13 protein-coding genes, 1 tRNA gene and 1 pseudogene are annotated in these 16,531 nt (G+C 41.8%); 12 read left to right on the top strand and 3 right to left on the bottom strand.

All coding sequences use genetic code 11. From position 1 onward, the window contains the following. Nucleotides 1–221: 221 nt before the first annotated feature. The 5 genes from A4A70_RS01905 to traT all read left to right on the top strand — a co-directional run bounded on the left by A4A70_RS01905 (nucleotide 222) and on the right by traT (nucleotide 4,183). A tRNA-Trp gene (locus A4A70_RS01905) sits at nucleotides 222–297 on the top strand. A gap of 224 nt (nucleotides 298–521) precedes the next feature. Further along, nucleotides 522–1,037 carry a peptide deformylase gene (gene def, locus A4A70_RS01900; protein WP_067568314.1) on the top strand — a complete coding sequence of 172 codons (516 nt, stop codon included), beginning with the start codon at nucleotides 522–524 and terminating at the stop codon, nucleotides 1,035–1,037. A 26-nt stretch (nucleotides 1,038–1,063) separates the two neighbouring features. Beyond that, on the top strand, nucleotides 1,064–2,014 hold the full coding sequence (fmt, locus tag A4A70_RS01895) for a methionyl-tRNA formyltransferase (protein ID WP_067567928.1): 951 nt from the start codon (nucleotides 1,064–1,066) through the stop codon (nucleotides 2,012–2,014). Nucleotides 2,015–2,118: 104 nt separating this feature from the next. Then, nucleotides 2,119–2,838: a DUF2076 domain-containing protein gene (locus A4A70_RS01890; RefSeq protein WP_067567926.1), complete on the top strand. Its 720-nt coding sequence runs from the start codon at nucleotides 2,119–2,121 to the stop codon at nucleotides 2,836–2,838. A gap of 595 nt (nucleotides 2,839–3,433) precedes the next feature. Next, the gene (traT, locus tag A4A70_RS01885; RefSeq protein WP_067567924.1) at nucleotides 3,434–4,183 is read left to right on the top strand and encodes a complement resistance protein TraT; all 750 of its coding nucleotides are present in this window, start codon (nucleotides 3,434–3,436) and stop codon (nucleotides 4,181–4,183) included. Nucleotides 4,184–4,278: 95 nt separating this feature from the next. Here traT and leuD read toward each other — a convergent pair whose 3' ends face one another. From leuD to leuB, 3 genes are read right to left on the bottom strand one after another with little or no spacing between them, the layout of a single operon-like run. Further along, a complete protein-coding gene (gene leuD, locus A4A70_RS01880; RefSeq protein WP_067567922.1) occupies nucleotides 4,279–4,884 on the bottom strand; it encodes a 3-isopropylmalate dehydratase small subunit in 606 nt (201 codons plus the stop codon). A 30-nt stretch (nucleotides 4,885–4,914) separates the two neighbouring features. Then, nucleotides 4,915–6,315 carry a 3-isopropylmalate dehydratase large subunit gene (gene leuC / locus A4A70_RS01875; RefSeq protein WP_067567920.1) on the bottom strand — a complete coding sequence of 467 codons (1,401 nt, stop codon included), beginning with the start codon at nucleotides 6,313–6,315 and terminating at the stop codon, nucleotides 4,915–4,917. Nucleotides 6,316–6,343: 28 nt separating this feature from the next. Further along, complete coding sequence (gene leuB, locus A4A70_RS01870) at nucleotides 6,344–7,426, bottom strand: 3-isopropylmalate dehydrogenase (RefSeq protein WP_067567918.1); 1,083 nt, start codon at nucleotides 7,424–7,426, stop codon at nucleotides 6,344–6,346. Between the two features lie 799 nt (nucleotides 7,427–8,225). On the opposite strand from leuB, the gene rsmH reads away from it, so the two are divergent. From rsmH to murD, 7 genes and pseudogenes are all read left to right on the top strand, one after another. Next, complete coding sequence (rsmH, locus tag A4A70_RS01865) at nucleotides 8,226–9,167, top strand: 16S rRNA (cytosine(1402)-N(4))-methyltransferase RsmH (protein ID WP_067567916.1); 942 nt, start codon at nucleotides 8,226–8,228, stop codon at nucleotides 9,165–9,167. Continuing rightward, a complete protein-coding gene (gene ftsL, locus A4A70_RS01860; protein ID WP_067567914.1) occupies nucleotides 9,164–9,484 on the top strand; it encodes a cell division protein FtsL in 321 nt (106 codons plus the stop codon). The genes rsmH and ftsL overlap by 4 nt, the downstream gene beginning before the upstream one ends. Before the next feature lie 25 nt (nucleotides 9,485–9,509). Beyond that, on the top strand, nucleotides 9,510–11,288 hold the full coding sequence (gene ftsI / locus A4A70_RS01855) for a peptidoglycan glycosyltransferase FtsI (protein WP_067567907.1): 1,779 nt from the start codon (nucleotides 9,510–9,512) through the stop codon (nucleotides 11,286–11,288). Continuing rightward, nucleotides 11,285–12,775 (top strand): UDP-N-acetylmuramoyl-L-alanyl-D-glutamate--2,6-diaminopimelate ligase, encoded by a 1,491-nt coding sequence (murE, locus tag A4A70_RS01850; RefSeq protein ID WP_067567905.1) that lies wholly within the window; start codon nucleotides 11,285–11,287, stop codon nucleotides 12,773–12,775. The genes ftsI and murE overlap by 4 nt, the downstream gene beginning before the upstream one ends. A gap of 2 nt (nucleotides 12,776–12,777) precedes the next feature. Next, the gene (gene murF / locus A4A70_RS01845) at nucleotides 12,778–14,157 is read left to right on the top strand and encodes a UDP-N-acetylmuramoyl-tripeptide--D-alanyl-D-alanine ligase (protein ID WP_067567904.1); all 1,380 of its coding nucleotides are present in this window, start codon (nucleotides 12,778–12,780) and stop codon (nucleotides 14,155–14,157) included. Continuing rightward, entirely contained in the window at nucleotides 14,138–15,223 is a 1,086-nt protein-coding gene (gene mraY / locus A4A70_RS01840; protein ID WP_067567902.1) for a phospho-N-acetylmuramoyl-pentapeptide-transferase, read from the top strand. Before murF ends, mraY begins: the two co-directional genes overlap by 20 nt. A gap of 2 nt (nucleotides 15,224–15,225) precedes the next feature. Next, nucleotides 15,226–16,528, top strand: a pseudogene (murD, locus tag A4A70_RS01835) (UDP-N-acetylmuramoyl-L-alanine--D-glutamate ligase). Nucleotides 16,529–16,531 lie beyond the last annotated feature (3 nt).

Below are 16,531 nucleotides of genomic sequence, written 5' to 3'. Positions count from 1 at the left end.
TGATCTTGCTACTTCTAGAACCTAGAACCTAGAACCTACCATATATTAGAATTAAGCATAACTTGACTTTACAGAAAAACAATGTAACATTCAGCAGTACCCTACCTAACATAATAAAGTACATTTGATACTGTATATATTAGATGGTGAGGTAGTTTAGTAGGCATTAGTTTTGGCCAATTCCTACCCCCACCGTATTTCTATTTTAGGGGCGTAATTTTAGGGGCGTAGTTCAATTGGTAGAGCACCGGTCTCCAAAACCGGGAGTTGGGAGTTCAAGTCTCTCCGCCCCTGCCAAACCAGGAAAACTTATGTCTCTTCTTTCTTAAGCTCAAGAAGAACAAGCAAGAATTTCTGTCTGCTCTTATCTTTTCTCTTATGCTTTTATGCTTTGTTTTTTCTTTATTTTAGCAACTAACTTAATTAGTTCTAATTAAGGCTATCACTTAGCTTATAAAATGTCTCTATTAGATTAGAAATGATTTTTATTTTAAACTCAGATGCAAATTAATCTTATTACTATGTCCTTATTAAAGGTATTACATTATCCTGACGATCGGCTGCGAAAAATCGCTAAACCAGTGGCTAACGTTGATGACGTCATTTGCCAAATTGTGGATGATATGTTTGATACCATGTACGCTGAAGAAGGTATTGGCCTAGCTGCAACCCAAATAGATATCCACCAGCAGATTATTGTTATAGATGTTTCTGAAAACCGAAAACAACGTCTGGTACTAATCAATCCTGAATTGCTGGAGAAAAGTGGTAAAACAGGCATAAAAGAAGGCTGTCTTTCTATACCGAATCAACGTGACTTCATACCTAGAGCTGAAAAAGTCAAGGTGCGGTCGCTGGATCGCGACGGCAACAGCTTTGAGCTTGAAGTAAACGATTTGCTGGCGATTTGTATTCAACATGAGATGGACCACCTGGTAGGTAAGCTATTTATTGATTATCTCTCGCCGCTTAAACGGCAGCGTATTTTTCATAAAATGAAAAAACTGAGGCGAGTTAATGCCCAGAAAGAAAAATAATCTAAGCGAATAATATATAAATAATTATGTCAGATTCTCTACGCATCATCTTTGCCGGTACGCCATATTTCGCTGCGCGCCATTTAAAAGCGCTGATACATGCTAATTATAAAGTTATCGGCGTATTTACACAGCCAGATAGACCTTCTGGTCGCGGTAATCGACTGACGACAAGCCTAGTAAAACAGTTAGCAGAGCAACATAATCTGCCGGTATTTCAACCTGCTTCACTACATGAAGCGGAAAGTTATCAGAGCTTAGCGGCGCTTGATGCGGATATAATGGTAGTGGTGGCCTACGGTTTACTCTTACCACAAGTAGTTCTGGACATACCGCGCTTTGGCTGTATCAACGTACATGGTTCATTGTTACCGCGTTGGCGCGGTGCAGCGCCTATTCAGCGGGCATTATTGGCCGGTGATGAACGAACCGGTGTAACGATTATACAGATGGATGCCGGTTTAGATACCGGGGCGATATTGTACAAAGCGGCGTGTGATATTCAACCTGCCGATACCAGCGCCACTTTGTACGAAAAACTAGCCCGAATTGGGCCGGAGGCCTTATTAGCCACGCTACAGCAGATCACTGCAGGTAACGCTAAGGCCGAACCACAAAACGATGCCCAGGCTACTTATGCTCATAAGATCAAAAAAGAAGAAGCTCGTCTGGATTGGCGTTTGCCGTCAATCCAGCTTGCACACTGCATCCGCGCGTTTAATCCTTGGCCTATTAGTTATTTTCAGTTAGCAGGAAAGTTGATTAAGGTCTGGGCTGCCAGCATATGCACGCAACCGTCTGTTTCGTCCGTGCCGGGCACCATTTTGACTGCAGATAAATCCGGTATTCATATTGCCACCTGTGATGGTATATTGACTTTAACATTACTGCAACCGGCTGGTAAAAAAGTGATGTCTGTTCTAGAGTTTCTCAATTCACGCCATAATTGGTTTAGTCCCGGTATGGTTTTGGATTAATCTTTTTCTTCGGCGTTTATTGGCAGTTAGTTAGTTTTTCTGTTTTATGTATCATCATTCTTTTTCTGGTATTGCCTACAATATTTAGAATAGGAGCGTGAATTATGCAAGCTGAAGAGCAACGTCTAATAGAAGGACTATTTAACCGTCTGAAACAGGTTGAGCAAAGCTCAAGGTCGCGGGATTCTGAGGCAGATCAGCATATTCAGAAATTTATTCAGCAACAGCCTGCGGCGCCTTATTATATGGCGCAGTCGATATTGATTCAGGAGGCAGCACTGAATCGGCTTAATCAGCAGGTGCAGCAGTTGCAAAACAAAGTTGCCCAGTTGCAGGCAGCCCAACAACAGGCCAGCAGAGGCAGAGGTTTTCTCAGCTGGTTGTTTGGTCGTTGTCGTTTTCATTCATCGCCACCATCGCCACAACCAACGCTTGCATCGGCTGGCTACAATATAATACAGCCACAGTGCTCCAATAATATACCACGTGGTGGCAGTTTTATGTCCGGTGCTTTGCAGACTGCTGCCGGCGTAGCTAGCGGTGTGGTTTTGGGAAATATGCTTACTCATATGTTTCACCACTCATCCTATCGCGAGATCATTAATATGATTGATGATCCTACTACGTCGTTTGTAGAAGATAGTGGTTTGTTATTAACTCAAGATTTTGATGCTTGTAATCTAGATATCTTTAACAAAGTTTCTGAAAGTCATTTTTTTGATCAAAATGATGCTCTGTCTAATAACAAATTAGATACTGCTGACTTCAGCAATGACGATTTAGATACTGATGACTTCAGCAATGACGATGATGGATTTATTTAATCCATTTTCTTTCTTATTTCTTTCTTAAAAGAAATCCCTACTAAGGTATATCCTAATTTTATTTAATCTGGATAGATCATAAAAAAAGTGCAGTTACTAAAACGTAATCATGTGCTAAAACAAAAATAGTCATAATATGACTTTGTCATTAGATATAATTGTCTGATAGTTACAGGGTAACTGCTGCACTTCTCATCTTAATCAATTTATCACATTGTGTGTTTATAATCTAAGCATATCTAAGCATATCTATCTAATCTAATTAGATTTTAGATTAGCATATCTAATAACATCAAGTTATATCTTAATATATAAAAATATTTGATTTATTTTAATGGGTTAAGATAAAAAATATACTAGTTGAAATAAAAAAAAATAAAAATACGGGTAAAAATTTAAGCGCAATATAACACTTATAAATATTTTATCTTTATTATTAATAGCATTATTTATAATGCTATATGTAACATTTTATAAATTTATGATCATATTTTCAATATAAATATAAATTTTAATTAATTAAAACATAGTACAGAAAATTCTTATTTAAAAAAAGAAATTATTTTAAATAAGAATTAAAAAAATAAAGGAAACAATGATGATAAATAAAAGTATTGTGGCAGCTCTAGTTATCAGTATTATGCTTTTTTTATCCGGTTGTAGTGCTATGAATACAGCAATCAAGAAACGTAATCTAGAAGTAAAAACTAAGATGAGTGAAACCATTTTTCTTGAGCCATCTAGTAATCGGACCGTGTATCTGCAAATTAAAAATACCTCTGATAAGGATATGAGCGCTTTGCAAAGCAAGATATCTCATGCTTTACGTATGAAGGGGTATAAAATAGTAAAGATGCCAAGTACGGCACACTACTGGATTCAAGCGAATGTGCTTAAGGCGGATAAAATAGAATTGAGGGATGCTCAAGGCTGTTTGCAAAGTGGTTTTGAAAGTAGTAGTAGCTTAACAGGAATGGCTATAGGAGCTGGTATAGCCGGCTATAATAATAATTCTATAGGTGCAGTATTAGGTGTAGGACTGGTAGCTGGACTAGCTGGAACTGTAGCAGATGCCCTTATTGAAGATATTAATTATACAATGATTACTGATGTACAGATTGCTGAACGCATAATAAATTGTACTAAGGTACAAACATTAAACAAGACAACCCTAAGACAGGGGGCTTTAGGAAATAAAGTACATACTAGCATAGAGACAGGTAATCAGCATAATAAATATCAGACTCGCATTGTTTCTATTGCTAATAAAGTTAATCTAAAATTTGATGAAGCTAAGCCTGTACTTGAAGATCAGTTAGCCCAATCTATAGTTGGGCTTCTTTAATTTTTTTTATTTTGTTGTTCTAAAATATATCTTTTTGTAGTTTTTTCCTTCCTGCCTGAGTGATTATAAAATTACGGATACGGATATGCTTTTAGTCAGTTTAAAAACGCTGACTGGCATTTTTCATACTGACTGATCGCGTCTTCATGCATCATAGTTAAACCGATGCTGTCTAGGCCATTGATCATGCAGTGGCGACTAAAACTATCTATCTCAAACGAATAGACTTTATTGCCGGCTAGCACCTGCTGTTTTTCCAGATTGATAGTAAAAGTCATGCCTGCGTGATCTTTAACTAGCGCAAAAAGCTCATCTACTTCTTCTTCTTGCAGCGTAATAGGTAGCAATTGATTGTTTAAACTATTACTATAAAAAATATCAGCAAAACTCGGGGCTATCACCGCATGAAAACCATAATCAGTTAATGCCCAAGGTGCGTGCTCTCGCGAAGAGCCACACCCGAAGTTTTCACGAGTTAACAAAATACTAGCACCGCGATAGCACGGCTGATTAAGCACAAAATCTGGATTAGGCTGCTGTCCAGCAGCATCTAGAAAACGCCAGTCGTTAAATAAATGCTGACCAAAACCACTGCGGGTCATTTTTTGTAGGAATTGCTTGGGAATTATAGCATCAGTATCCACGTTCGCGTTGTCTAACGGCACTACGATGCCAGTATGTTGATTAAATTTTTTAGCCATACCAATTTATTTCCTTACCAATTTATTTCCTTAATTTAAATCACGAATATCGGCGAAACGGCCTGCTACTGCCGCAGCTGCAGCCATTGCCGGGCTCAATAAATGGGTACGCCCGCCACGGCCCTGACGACCTTCAAAGTTACGGTTACTAGTTGAAGCACAGCGCTCACCTGGATTAAGACGGTCGTTATTCATTGCTAAACACATTGAACAGCCGGGCAAGCGCCATTCAAAACCAGCTTCTAGAAAGATTTTGTCCAGCCCTTCAGCCTCCGCTTGCTTTTTTACCGGGCCTGATCCTGGTACCACAATGGCCTGCACTCCAGGGGCAACATGTCTACCAAGGGCAACAGCGGCGGCGGCGCGCAAATCTTCGATACGTGAGTTCGTACAAGAGCCGATAAAAGCCTTATCGATAGTTACATCAGTCAGACGAATACCTGGCTGTAAATCCATATACGCCAACGCCTTTGCAGCTGAATTACGCTCCACTAGGTCACTGAACGATTCCGGTGACGGAATGACCTGGTTAACAGCAATAACCTGACCAGGATTGGTCCCCCAAGTAACTTGGGGTGCAATATCGCGAGCATCCAGCGTAAATAATGTGTCAAATTGTGCGTCAACATCTGATTTTAGCGTACTCCAATATAACAATGCCTGGTGCCAATCTTTTCCTTTGGGGGCAAATTGTCTATTCTGCAGATATTCGTATGTCTTTTCGTCCGGCGCTACTAGGCCTGCTTTAGCACCCATTTCGATCGCCATATTACAAAGCGTCATACGGCCCTCCATACTAAGCGCGCTCACTGCTTCGCCGCTAAATTCTATAACATGGCTAGTGCCGCCTGCAGAGCCAATTCTACCGATGATCGATAGCACAATATCTTTAGCAGTTATACCAGGTGCAGGTTTACTGGTTACGTCAACTTTCATTGACTTGGCCTTACCCTGTTTGAGAGTTTGCGTCGCCAAAACATGCTCGACTTCTGAGGTACCAATACCGAACGCCAGCGCGCCAAACGCGCCATGGGTAGAAGTATGTGAATCGCCGCAGACGATGGTCATACCAGGCAGCGTCATGCCCTGCTCAGGGCCTATGACGTGCACAATACCTTGGTAAGGATGATTTAGGTCATATAGCTGCACTCCGAATTCAGCGCAGTTTTTTATAAGTTCTTGCATCTGAATACGAGCCATTTTGCCGCAAGCATTGATGTCTTTGGTTTGGGTAGATACATTATGATCCATTGTGGCAAAAGTTTTTTCTGGCTGCCTGACTGTGCGTCCCTGAGCGCGTAAACCATCGAACGCTTGGGGAGAAGTAACCTCGTGTACTAAATGGCGATCAATATACAGAATCGGAGTTTCGTTCTTAGCCTCATAGACCACGTGTGCATCATATAGTTTTTGATATAAAGATTTACCCATGCCCTTTAATGTCCCTTCCCAATTTACCTTAACAGATTAAGGCGGCGATAATATCGCCCATGTCGCTAGTTCCTACAATTTTTCCGTTACTGGCAAGATCTGCAGTGCGGTGACCTGCTTCCAGAGCCTGATTTACCGCTAGCTCAATAGCTTCAGCGGCTTCGTCTAGTCCTAGACTGTAGCGCAGCAGCATTGCTGTAGACAGTATTTGCGCTACCGGATTTGCAAGATTCTTACCGGCGATATCTGGCGCTGAACCACCAGCAGGCTCATACAGACCAAAGCCTTGTTCGTTCAGACTAGCCGATGGTAGCATCCCCATTGATCCAGTTATCATGGCGCATTCGTCAGAGAGAATATCGCCGAAAAGATTGGAGCATAGTATCACGTCGAACTGAGATGGATCTTTAATTAACTGCATGGTGGCGTTATCTATATATAAATTAGATAGTGTCACGTCCGGGTAATTGTTTGCTATAGTGTTCACCACTTCGCGCCAAAAAATTGAGGTTTGCAGCACATTAGCTTTATCAATTGAGGTAACTTTACAGCGTCGTTTACGTGCTGCTTCGAAAGCGATGCGCGCAATACGTTCAATTTCAAACTGGTAATAAATTTCTGTATCAAACGCATGCTCATTATGTCCGGTACCTTCTCGGCCTTTTGGATGGCCAAAGTAAATACCGCCAGTCAATTCACGTACGCATAAAATATCGAAGCCTCGATTGGCTATATCGGCCCGCAGTGGACAAAATTTTGATAGCGCTGGATAGAGTCGCGCCGGACGTAAATTAGAAAATAATTTAAAGTGTTTACGTAGCGGCAATAGCGCGCCGCGCTCCGGTTGTTGTGCCGCTGGTAAATGCTCCCATTTCGGGCCACCTACCGAGCCGAACAGGATTGCATCTGATTTTTCGCAACCAGAAATAGTACCAACGGGCAGCGGACTTCCATGGATTTCTATGGCCGCTCCGCCAACATCATATTCTTTTGTTGTGATGTTTACGGCAAAACGTTGCCGCACCGCTTCAATGATTTTGTAAGCTTGCGCCATAATTTCCGGGCCAATACCGTCGCCTGGTAAAACTGAAATGTGGTAAGTCCTGCTCATAGGTAATTATACCGTTTTATAAAAAACCTTGATTATTCCTATTTTTAAAATAGGAACTATATATAGTTACAGTTTTTAATCTTTAAAACTGATTCAAGCGCCTCATAAAAAGTGTAATGAGGGATAATTCGACAATCTATATTATAATATCATAATTATAAATTATATCAAACTTACCTTTTTACATAGATTAAACATAAATTATACTAGACTAATTTGTCGCCTAGTTTAGATTTTTTATACAAAAAAAAGTATTTAAAAATAAATAATTATTACTAGTTTATAAATTAGATTTACTAAATTAAAACCATAGATTATAGTTTCATAACTATATTTACATAGAAATATTAATAATATATATTAATTTTACTAATCTTAATTATTCAGCTTCAATTTATATTGAATATTATTCTATCATACCATCATAAATTGTCAACCATTTTTTTTATTTAAAATACAAAAAATAAATCATTATAGTTATATTCTACTAATTTAGTAGACTACCTAGATAGATACAGTGCTGATAACGTATAAAATTATCTTTCTAATTTACTATCATAGTAATCAATACAAATATAGTTAATTCTATTTATAGAATTTATTAAAATTAATATATTTACCTGTTAAAATCATAATAACTACGATCTCTATCTAGAGAGATAGAAATAAAAATTAAACTAGTATTCTTGAATAAGTTATTTTTTTAAATAGCGATAAATTTACTAGGATTAATAACTTTTTTTAAGAACATTAAAGTTAAGCTGTAATCATAATATTACTATTTAAATTAAAGGTAACTATGAATTATAAACATACTACCGTATTACTGGATAAAGCGGTTAATTATCTAAATATTCGACCAGACAGCATATATCTTGATGGAACCTTCGGACGCGGCGGTCACTCCCGTTTGATTTTATCAAATCTTAATGATAAAGGGCGATTGTTTGCTATCGACAGAGATCCAGAAGCTATCGATGCAGCGCGGGCTATAAAAGATCCGCGTTTTACTATTATTCATGGACCATTCTCTGCCATTTCTGATTACATGAACCAATGGAATTTGTTGGGAAGTATCAAAGGAATTATATTTGATTTGGGCGTGTCATCACCGCAGATTGAAGATCCGCGGCGCGGTTTTTCATTTATGTGTGATGGGCCATTAGATATGCGTATGGATAATACGCGCGGTCAGTCGGCTGCACAATGGTTGGTACAAGCGAGCACAGAAGATATTGCTTGGGTGTTAAAAACATTCGGAGAGGAGCGCTTTGCTAAACGCATCGCGAAAGCTATTTTTCTACAAAATCAGCAGCAACCGATAACACGTACCCGCGAACTTGCAGCGTTAGTTGCCAATGCTAGCCCGTTTCAAGACAAGCATAAACATCCGGCTACGCGCACTTTCCAGGCCATCCGTATTTATATAAATAGCGAGCTAGAAGAGATTAAACAGGCGCTAAATGGCGCATTAGAAGTATTAGCACCCGGTGGTAGGTTATCTGTGATAAGCTTCCATTCATTAGAAGATAGATTAGTAAAACATTTTATCCGCCAGCACAGTAGCTGGCCGCAGGTACCTGTTGGATTATCGCTTACAGAAATCCAAATAGCACAGCTGTATCCGAATAAAAGGATACTAAAAGCAGTAGGGAAAATGCATCCTTCGGCGCAGGAGATAAATGATAACCCGCGTGCACGTAGTTCGGTGTTACGCTGTGCTGAAAAACTGGCTTTATGATTGGTAATAAACGACATAGACTTACCTCTATAATAGGTAGTGACTTACTAAGATACGATAAATTACCGCTGCTGCTGTTGATCTCAGTGTTAATTTCTGCAATTTTGGTAATAACAACTACTTATCAGACCCGCCGACTGACTGCCGAGCGGGAACAGATAGGGCTAGAGCAAAATTTGTTAGATATCGAATGGCGAAATTTGATTTTGGAAGAAAATACGCTAGGAGGTCACAGCGGCATAGAGCATATCGCAACTGAGCAACTAAAAATGCAGTATGTAGATCAGTCGAAAGAACATATTGTGGTTCAACCGTAATTTGCTTATGAATTGTTCACGCTAGATGACAGTCGTCACACGCACAATAAAAAAGATGAAGCATCAGGAGATTAAGATCAGCTTTGTTAGCTGGCGTTTTGCATTGCTGTGCTGTTTTATTCTGCTCGCGCTATTTGGGTTGATACTGCGGGTTGCTTATTTACAAGTTATTAATTCACAACTACTGGTACACGAAGGTGATATGCGTTCCTTACGCGTACAGCAGGTATCTACTGCACGCGGTATGATCAGTGATCGTGCCGGTCGACCATTAGCAGTTAGTGTACCAGTTAACGCTATTTGGGCCGATTTAAAAGAACTTAAAGATCAAGGAGGTATCAACTTCGACAGTCGCTGGAAGGCTCTTTCCGGCGCTCTTTCCATCCCCCTAGGCCAGCTATACTCGCGCCTTAAGAAGGCAAATCCTGAAGGGCGTTTTATTTATTTAGCACGCCAGATAAATCCTACTATTAGCGATTATATCAACAAACTTAAACTGCCCGGTATCTACTTACGTCAGGAGTCACGTCGTTATTATCCTACTACCCAAATAACAGCACATCTTATTGGTATTACTAATATTGATAGTCAAGGAATAGAGGGCATTGAAAAGAGTTTCAACCAGTGGTTGACTGGTTATCCAGGCGAACGCACGATACGTAAAGATCGCTTTGATCGTGTCATCGAGGATATCTCTTCTGTAAATAGTCAGGAGGCACACAATCTAGTATTAAGTATCGATGCAAGACTACAAAATTTAGTGTATAGAAAACTTAATGATGGGGTGGCTTTTAATAAAGCCAAATCGGGCACTGCAGTATTAGTTGATGTCAATACCGGAGAAGTTCTAGCTATGGCTAATAGTCCCTCTTATAACCCTAATAATCTTACCGGTACCACTATAGATATGATGCGTAACCGCGCTATTACTGATAGTTTCGAACCAGGTTCAACGGTAAAACCGATGGTAATAATGACCGCTATGCAACGCGGAGTAGTAAAAAAAAATAGTGTACTTAATACGCTACCATACATGATTAATAGTCATTACATTAAGGATGTATCGCGTTATGCTGAGTTGACTGTAACCGGTATTTTACAAAAATCTAGTAATGTAGGAGTATCTAAATTAGCGGCAGCAATGCCGTCCTCAGCACTGGTAGAAACTTACTCACGTTTTGGATTAGGTAAAACAACTAATTTGGGATTAATCGGGGAAAGTCGTGGTTTATTACCCAAAAAACAACGTTGGTCAGATATGGAAAGGGCTGCCTTCTCTTACGGTTACGGTTTAATGGTAACGCCGTTACAGTTAGCACGAGTATATGCCATCATTGGCGGGATGGGTATGTTGCGCCCGTTGTCTATTACCCGGGTCGATATGCCAGTAGCAGGAAAGAGGTTGTTCCCTGAACCGCTGGTGCGTACCGTGGTCCATATGATGGAAAGCGTGACATTGCCTGCAGGGGGCACCACCAATACCCCCCCCATAAAAGGCTATCGCATCGCGATTAAGACTGGTACCGCTAAAAAATTAGGCCAGAACGGCAACTACATCAATAAATATATTGCTTATACTGCCGGTGTTGCGCCGGCAAGTAACCCACGTTTTGCACTGGTGGTTGTGATAAATGATCCTAAGGGCGGCAAATACTATGGAGGAACAGTATCTGCGCCGGTGTTTAGCTCCATCATGGGTGGTATTCTGCGCTCAGTGAATATTGAGCCAGATGCTCTGCCGCATACTAAAGAAAAAACTAGCATAGTTATTAATAAGCTAAAAGCTAAAAGAGATATCAGGTGAACGATCGTAATTTGCGTGAGTTACTAGCCCCCTGGGTGCCTGAAGCTCCAGATCAAGTGTTGAGGGAAATGACGCTAGACAGCCGTACCGCAGCTACAGGCGATGTGTTTATAGCCGTCGCCGGTCATAAGACGGACGGACGGCGCTATATTCTTCAGGCTATCTCGCAAGGAGTTGCTGCTGTTGTTGCACAATCAGAAGATGATACCGAAGAAGTTAAAATTAGTATTTTGCACGGCGTGCCGGTTATTTATCTCCGTCGGCTGAATGAGCTTCTTTCAGTGTTAGCAGGCCGATTTTATGGCGAACCTTCCCGCACATTACACTTAATTGGCGTGACCGGAACCAACGGTAAAACCACGACTACCCATCTATTAGCTCAATGGACGCATCTGTTAGGCAAAGTAAGCGCAGTCATGGGCACCGTGGGAAAAGGTATTATTGGGCAGATTAATAATACAGCAGCAACTAATACCACTGGTTCACCTGTAGAAATTCAACAGTTGCTTGCTAGTTTAAAAAACCAGGGTGCTAGTTTAGCGGCAATAGAAGTATCGTCCCACGGTCTGGTGCAACATCGGGTTAGCCATTTGCATTTTGCTGCCGCGGTTTTTACCAATCTAAGTATCGATCATTTGGATTACCATTGTGATATGGTGCAGTACGAAGCGGCAAAATGGCGTTTATTTAACGAGTTGGATGTTGTCCAGCGTATTATAAATGCCGACGACGCAACCGGTAGGCGCTGGTTAGAACAACTACCACAGGCGGTAGCAGTATCAATCAGTGGCGATTTACCTACTTTATGGAAAGGAAACTGGCTCTGTGCCGATAAGGTACATTATCACGCGCACGGCACGGAAATTTCATTCCGTTCAAGTTGGGGTACAGGATTACTATATAGCCAATTAGTAGGCGAATTCAACGTTAACAATTTACTTTTAGCGCTAGCAACATTGCTGGCACTAGATTATCCGCTACCTGCTTTACTGGCTACTACTAGCAATCTGCAGTCAGTATGCGGTCGGATGGAAATATTTCATGTTGATAGACAACCAACAGTATTGGTAGATTACGCTCATACTCCTGATGCGCTGGAAAAAGCGCTTAAGGCGGCTAGGTTACATTGCCACGGTAAACTATGGTGCGTATTCGGCTGCGGAGGCGATCGTGATAAGGTAAAACGACCACTTATGGGTGCTATTGCCGAAAAGTATGCTGATCAGGTAATCATTACTGACGATAACCCCCGCAATGAAGTGTCGCAGGATATCATAAACGATATTCTAAGCGGCCTACTGGATGCGGACGGCGCGCAGACGATCTCTGGTCGTACTGAAGCTGTGACCAGTGCTATCATGCAAGCTGCCCCTACAGATTTGATACTTGTAGCAGGCAAAGGCCATGAAAATTATCAAATTATTGGCCAACAGCGGCTGCATTACTCCGACCGCACTACTGTCGCATGTCTATTAGGAGAGAAGTAAAAATGATTCCTTTTAACCTAAGTGACATCGCACCTGTACTGAATGCCGAAAGAATAGGCGAAGACTATACCGTACTCTCGGTCACTACAGATTCTCGTTTTTCTTACGTCGACGAGGGTCATTTATTCATTGCTCTCAAGGGAAAACACTTTGATGCCCATGATTTTGCCGCAAAGGCGGTTGCTTATGGCGCTGCAGCACTATTGGTTAACCGCCGTCTACCTCTGAAAGTGCCGCAGCTAATCGTTTCCGATACGCGCCGAGCTTTGGCGCTGTTAGGTGCCTGGATGCGCCAGAAAGCTAAGGCAAGAGTGGTAGCCCTGACAGGATCTTCTGGTAAAACTTCAGTTAAAGAGATGACTGCTGCTATTTTACGGCAATGTGGACAGGTACTAGCAACCGAAAAGAATTTTAATAACGATATTGGCGTATCACTAACTCTACTGCGCCTAACACTGGAGCATAATTTTGCAGTAATCGAGCTTGGTGCTAACCATCATGGTGAGATTGCCTGGACTACCGATTTAGTCCGGCCAGAAACTGCGCTGGTCAATAATCTGTCCGTAGCACACTTGGCTGGTTTTGGTTCTCTATCAGGCGTAGTACAGGCTAAGGGTGAAATTTTTGGTAGATTACCTACTAGCGGACGCGTAATTATCAATGCTGACAGCAATGCTTGGTCATATTGGAAGCAGGTAATTGGGCATAAGGCAATCTGGCGCTTCGCCGTAAATCCCTCCTACGGCGTGGATTTTTATGCTACTAACATTAGAAGCAATCAGCAGGGATTAAATTTTAAGCTGCACTGTCCTGCGGGAGAATGTCAAGTGCAGTTACCTCTGCATGGACAGCATAATATTGCCAATGCATTGGCCGCTAGTGCGTTGGCACTATCAGTTGGGGCACCGCTGTCGGCGGTACATGACGGACTAATACAGCTACGCGCTGTGCCAGGACGTCTATTTCCTATTCCGCTCGGTGCTGGACAGCTGCTGCTGGATGACAGCTATAACGCCAATGTTAGCTCGATGACTGTTGCTGCGCAGGTGCTCTCGGAGATGCCTGGTTATCGGGTTATGGTGTTAGGAGATATGGCTGAATTATCTAACCAAGCAGTTAAGTACCATCGTCAGGTTGGTGAAGCTATTGCTCTGACCGATATCGAAAAAGTTCTCAGCATCGGACAGTTAAGTCAATTTATCGGTGACGCTAGTGGTCGAGGCGAACATTTTCAGGATAAATTTTCACTTATTTCCCGTATAGCACAGTTACTATCTGAGAATGCATTAATGACTATATTAGTGAAGGGGTCACGTAGTGCTGCAATGGAGCAGGTAGTGCTCGCTTTACAGGAGAAACACCATGCTAGTCTGGTTATCTAATCATTTAGTAAAATTTTATTCGGGCTTTAATATTTTTTCATATATAACTTTTCGCGCAATCGGTAGTTTACTGACCGCCCTGTTTTTATCACTTTGGATGGGACCACTGTTTATTGATTGGCTAAAAAAACTACAAATCATTCAAGTTGTTCGTAATGATGGACCAAAATCACATTTTATCAAGCGCGGGACACCGACTATGGGCGGACTAATGATCCTCATATCGATTACAATATCGGTGCTTATTTGGAATTATCTATTAAACCCATACATATGGTTCGTGCTATTTGTTCTTGTAAATTATGGTATTGTGGGTTTTATCGATGATTATCGCAAGGTGGTGCGCAAAGATACTAAAGGGCTTATTAATCAATGGAAATATTTTTGGGAATCTTTGATAGCACTGGCGGTAGCGCTAACCATATTTATGACTGGTAAAAATACGCCAGCTACTCAGTTAGTGGTGCCTTTCTTCAAAGATATTATGCTTCAGCTAGAGCTAGGGTATGTGATCTTAGCTTATTTTGTAATTGTCGGTACAAGCAATGCGGTTAATCTTACCGATGGTTTAGATGGTTTAGCGATTGTCCCCATGGTATTCGTTGCTGCTGGTTTGGCATTGGTAGCTTGGGCAACAGGTAACATGAATTGCGCTGTCTACCTGCATATACCCTATATCCGTTTTGCGGGCGAATTGGTGGTAGTATGCACTGCCATCATTGGTGCAGGTATAGGTTTTCTTTGGTTTAATACCTATCCAGCACAGATGTTTATGGGTGATGTTGGTTCTTTAGCACTTGGCGGAGCAATTGGAACCATTGCAGTTCTGCTCCGCCAAGAATTTTTACTATTTATTATGGGTGGATTATTTGTGATGGAAACCCTATCAGTGATTTTACAGGTAGGATCGTTTAAATTACGCGGTCAGCGCATTTTTCTTATGGTACCCATCCACCATCATTACGAACTAAAAGGCTGGCCAGAGCCGCGGATCATTGTGCGTTTTTGGATTATTTCGTTAATACTAGTCATTCTTGGCCTTGTAACACTGAAGGTACGGTGGTGACTATGAAGAATTATCGGCAAGAAAAGGTAGTTATTATTGGATTAGGGCTTACCGGCATTTCCTGCGTTAATTTTTTTCTTCGTCGTGGTGTGACGCCAAGAGTAATGGATACTCGTTTTTATCCTCCGGGACTAGCGACGTTGCCATGCGATGTACCTCGCCATCTAGGTGCCTTGAACAAACAATGGTTACTCGACGCTACGCTAATTGTTGCTAGCCCCGGTATCCCGTTAGCGCACCCGGCGCTGGCAGGTCTAAAAATTATAGGCGATATCGAACTTTTTGTACGCGAAGCTATGCTACCAATAGTAGCTATAACTGGCTCTAACGGTAAAAGCACCGTTACCAGACTGGTAGGTGAAATGGCCGCTTGCGCTGGTTGGAAGGTGGGCGTTGGCGGTAATATTGGTTTGCCAGCGCTGCAGTTGCTTGATACTTCTTCGCAGCTGTATGTTTTGGAGCTATCGAGTTTTCAGTTAGAAACTACCCACAGCTTACGGGCAGCAGCAGCGACAGTATTAAATATCAGCGAAGATCATGTGAATCGTTACCCGCTTGGTCTGCAGCAATATCGCGCTGAAAAGCTAAAAATATACCGCCATGCTGCAGTATGTGTTGTGAATGCCCAAGATGCGTTTACCTTACCGGTAAGCGGAGAGGACGAGCGCTGCATAAGCTTCGGGGCCGAAATCGGCAATTATTGCCTCAAACAATGCGATGGACATACCTGGCTTGTAGCGAGTGGAGAACCTCTGCTCGACTGTGCCGAAATGTCTATCTTCGGCCATCATAATTATACTAACGCACTGGCAGCTCTAGCGTTAGCGACCTCGGTCGGTATTCCTCGTCCAGCTAGTCTGGCGGCATTGCGTAAATTCCGTGGATTAGCGCACCGATTTGAGCTTGTGCATGAACGCAAAGGGGTGCGTTGGATTAACGATTCTAAAGCCACTAATGTCGGCAGTACAAAGGCGGCACTAAATGGGTTAAAAGTTTCTGGAACCTTGCATTTACTATTAGGTGGAGATGGTAAGTCTGCTGATTTTTCACCTCTGGCTCCCTGGCTACAGGGAAAACAGGTACAGCTTTACTGCTTTTGGTCAGGATGGAGAGCAATTGGCTAAGCTTCGTCCTGATGCCACAACGATTACTAAGACCCTTGAACAGGCGATGCGAATTATCGGTAATCGAGTTAGAGCAGGGGATCTAGTACTATTATCGCCGGCCTGCGCTAGCTTGGACCAATTTACTAATTTTGAAGTTCGCGGTGAGGCTTTTGCTAGCTTAGCGCGAGAATTAGGTTGATGC

The sequence above is a fragment of the Candidatus Hoaglandella endobia genome, from assembly GCF_900044015.1.
Classification (GTDB): Bacteria; Pseudomonadota; Gammaproteobacteria; order Enterobacterales; family Enterobacteriaceae; genus Hoaglandella; species Hoaglandella endobia.
This window is presented reverse-complemented; position numbering and strand designations above follow the sequence as displayed.

Bases quoted from the DNA above. Each gene is read 5' to 3' on its own strand.
- fmt (WP_067567928.1), top strand. From the start codon at position 1,064: ATGTCAGATTCTCTACGCATCATCTTTGCCGGTACGCCATATTTCGCT.
- leuC (WP_067567920.1), bottom strand. From the start codon at position 6,315: ATGGGTAAATCTTTATATCAAAAACTATATGATGCACACGTGGTCTAT.
- traT (WP_067567924.1), top strand. From the start codon at position 3,434: ATGATGATAAATAAAAGTATTGTGGCAGCTCTAGTTATCAGTATTATG.
- mraY (WP_067567902.1), top strand. From the start codon at position 14,138: ATGCTAGTCTGGTTATCTAATCATTTAGTAAAATTTTATTCGGGCTTT.
- leuB (WP_067567918.1), bottom strand. From the start codon at position 7,426: ATGAGCAGGACTTACCACATTTCAGTTTTACCAGGCGACGGTATTGGC.
- leuD (WP_067567922.1), bottom strand. From the start codon at position 4,884: ATGGCTAAAAAATTTAATCAACATACTGGCATCGTAGTGCCGTTAGAC.
- A4A70_RS01890 (WP_067567926.1), top strand. From the start codon at position 2,119: ATGCAAGCTGAAGAGCAACGTCTAATAGAAGGACTATTTAACCGTCTG.
- def (WP_067568314.1), top strand. From the start codon at position 522: ATGTCCTTATTAAAGGTATTACATTATCCTGACGATCGGCTGCGAAAA.
- ftsI (WP_067567907.1), top strand. From the start codon at position 9,510: ATGACAGTCGTCACACGCACAATAAAAAAGATGAAGCATCAGGAGATT.
- murF (WP_067567904.1), top strand. From the start codon at position 12,778: ATGATTCCTTTTAACCTAAGTGACATCGCACCTGTACTGAATGCCGAA.
- ftsL (WP_067567914.1), top strand. From the start codon at position 9,164: ATGATTGGTAATAAACGACATAGACTTACCTCTATAATAGGTAGTGAC.
- rsmH (WP_067567916.1), top strand. From the start codon at position 8,226: ATGAATTATAAACATACTACCGTATTACTGGATAAAGCGGTTAATTAT.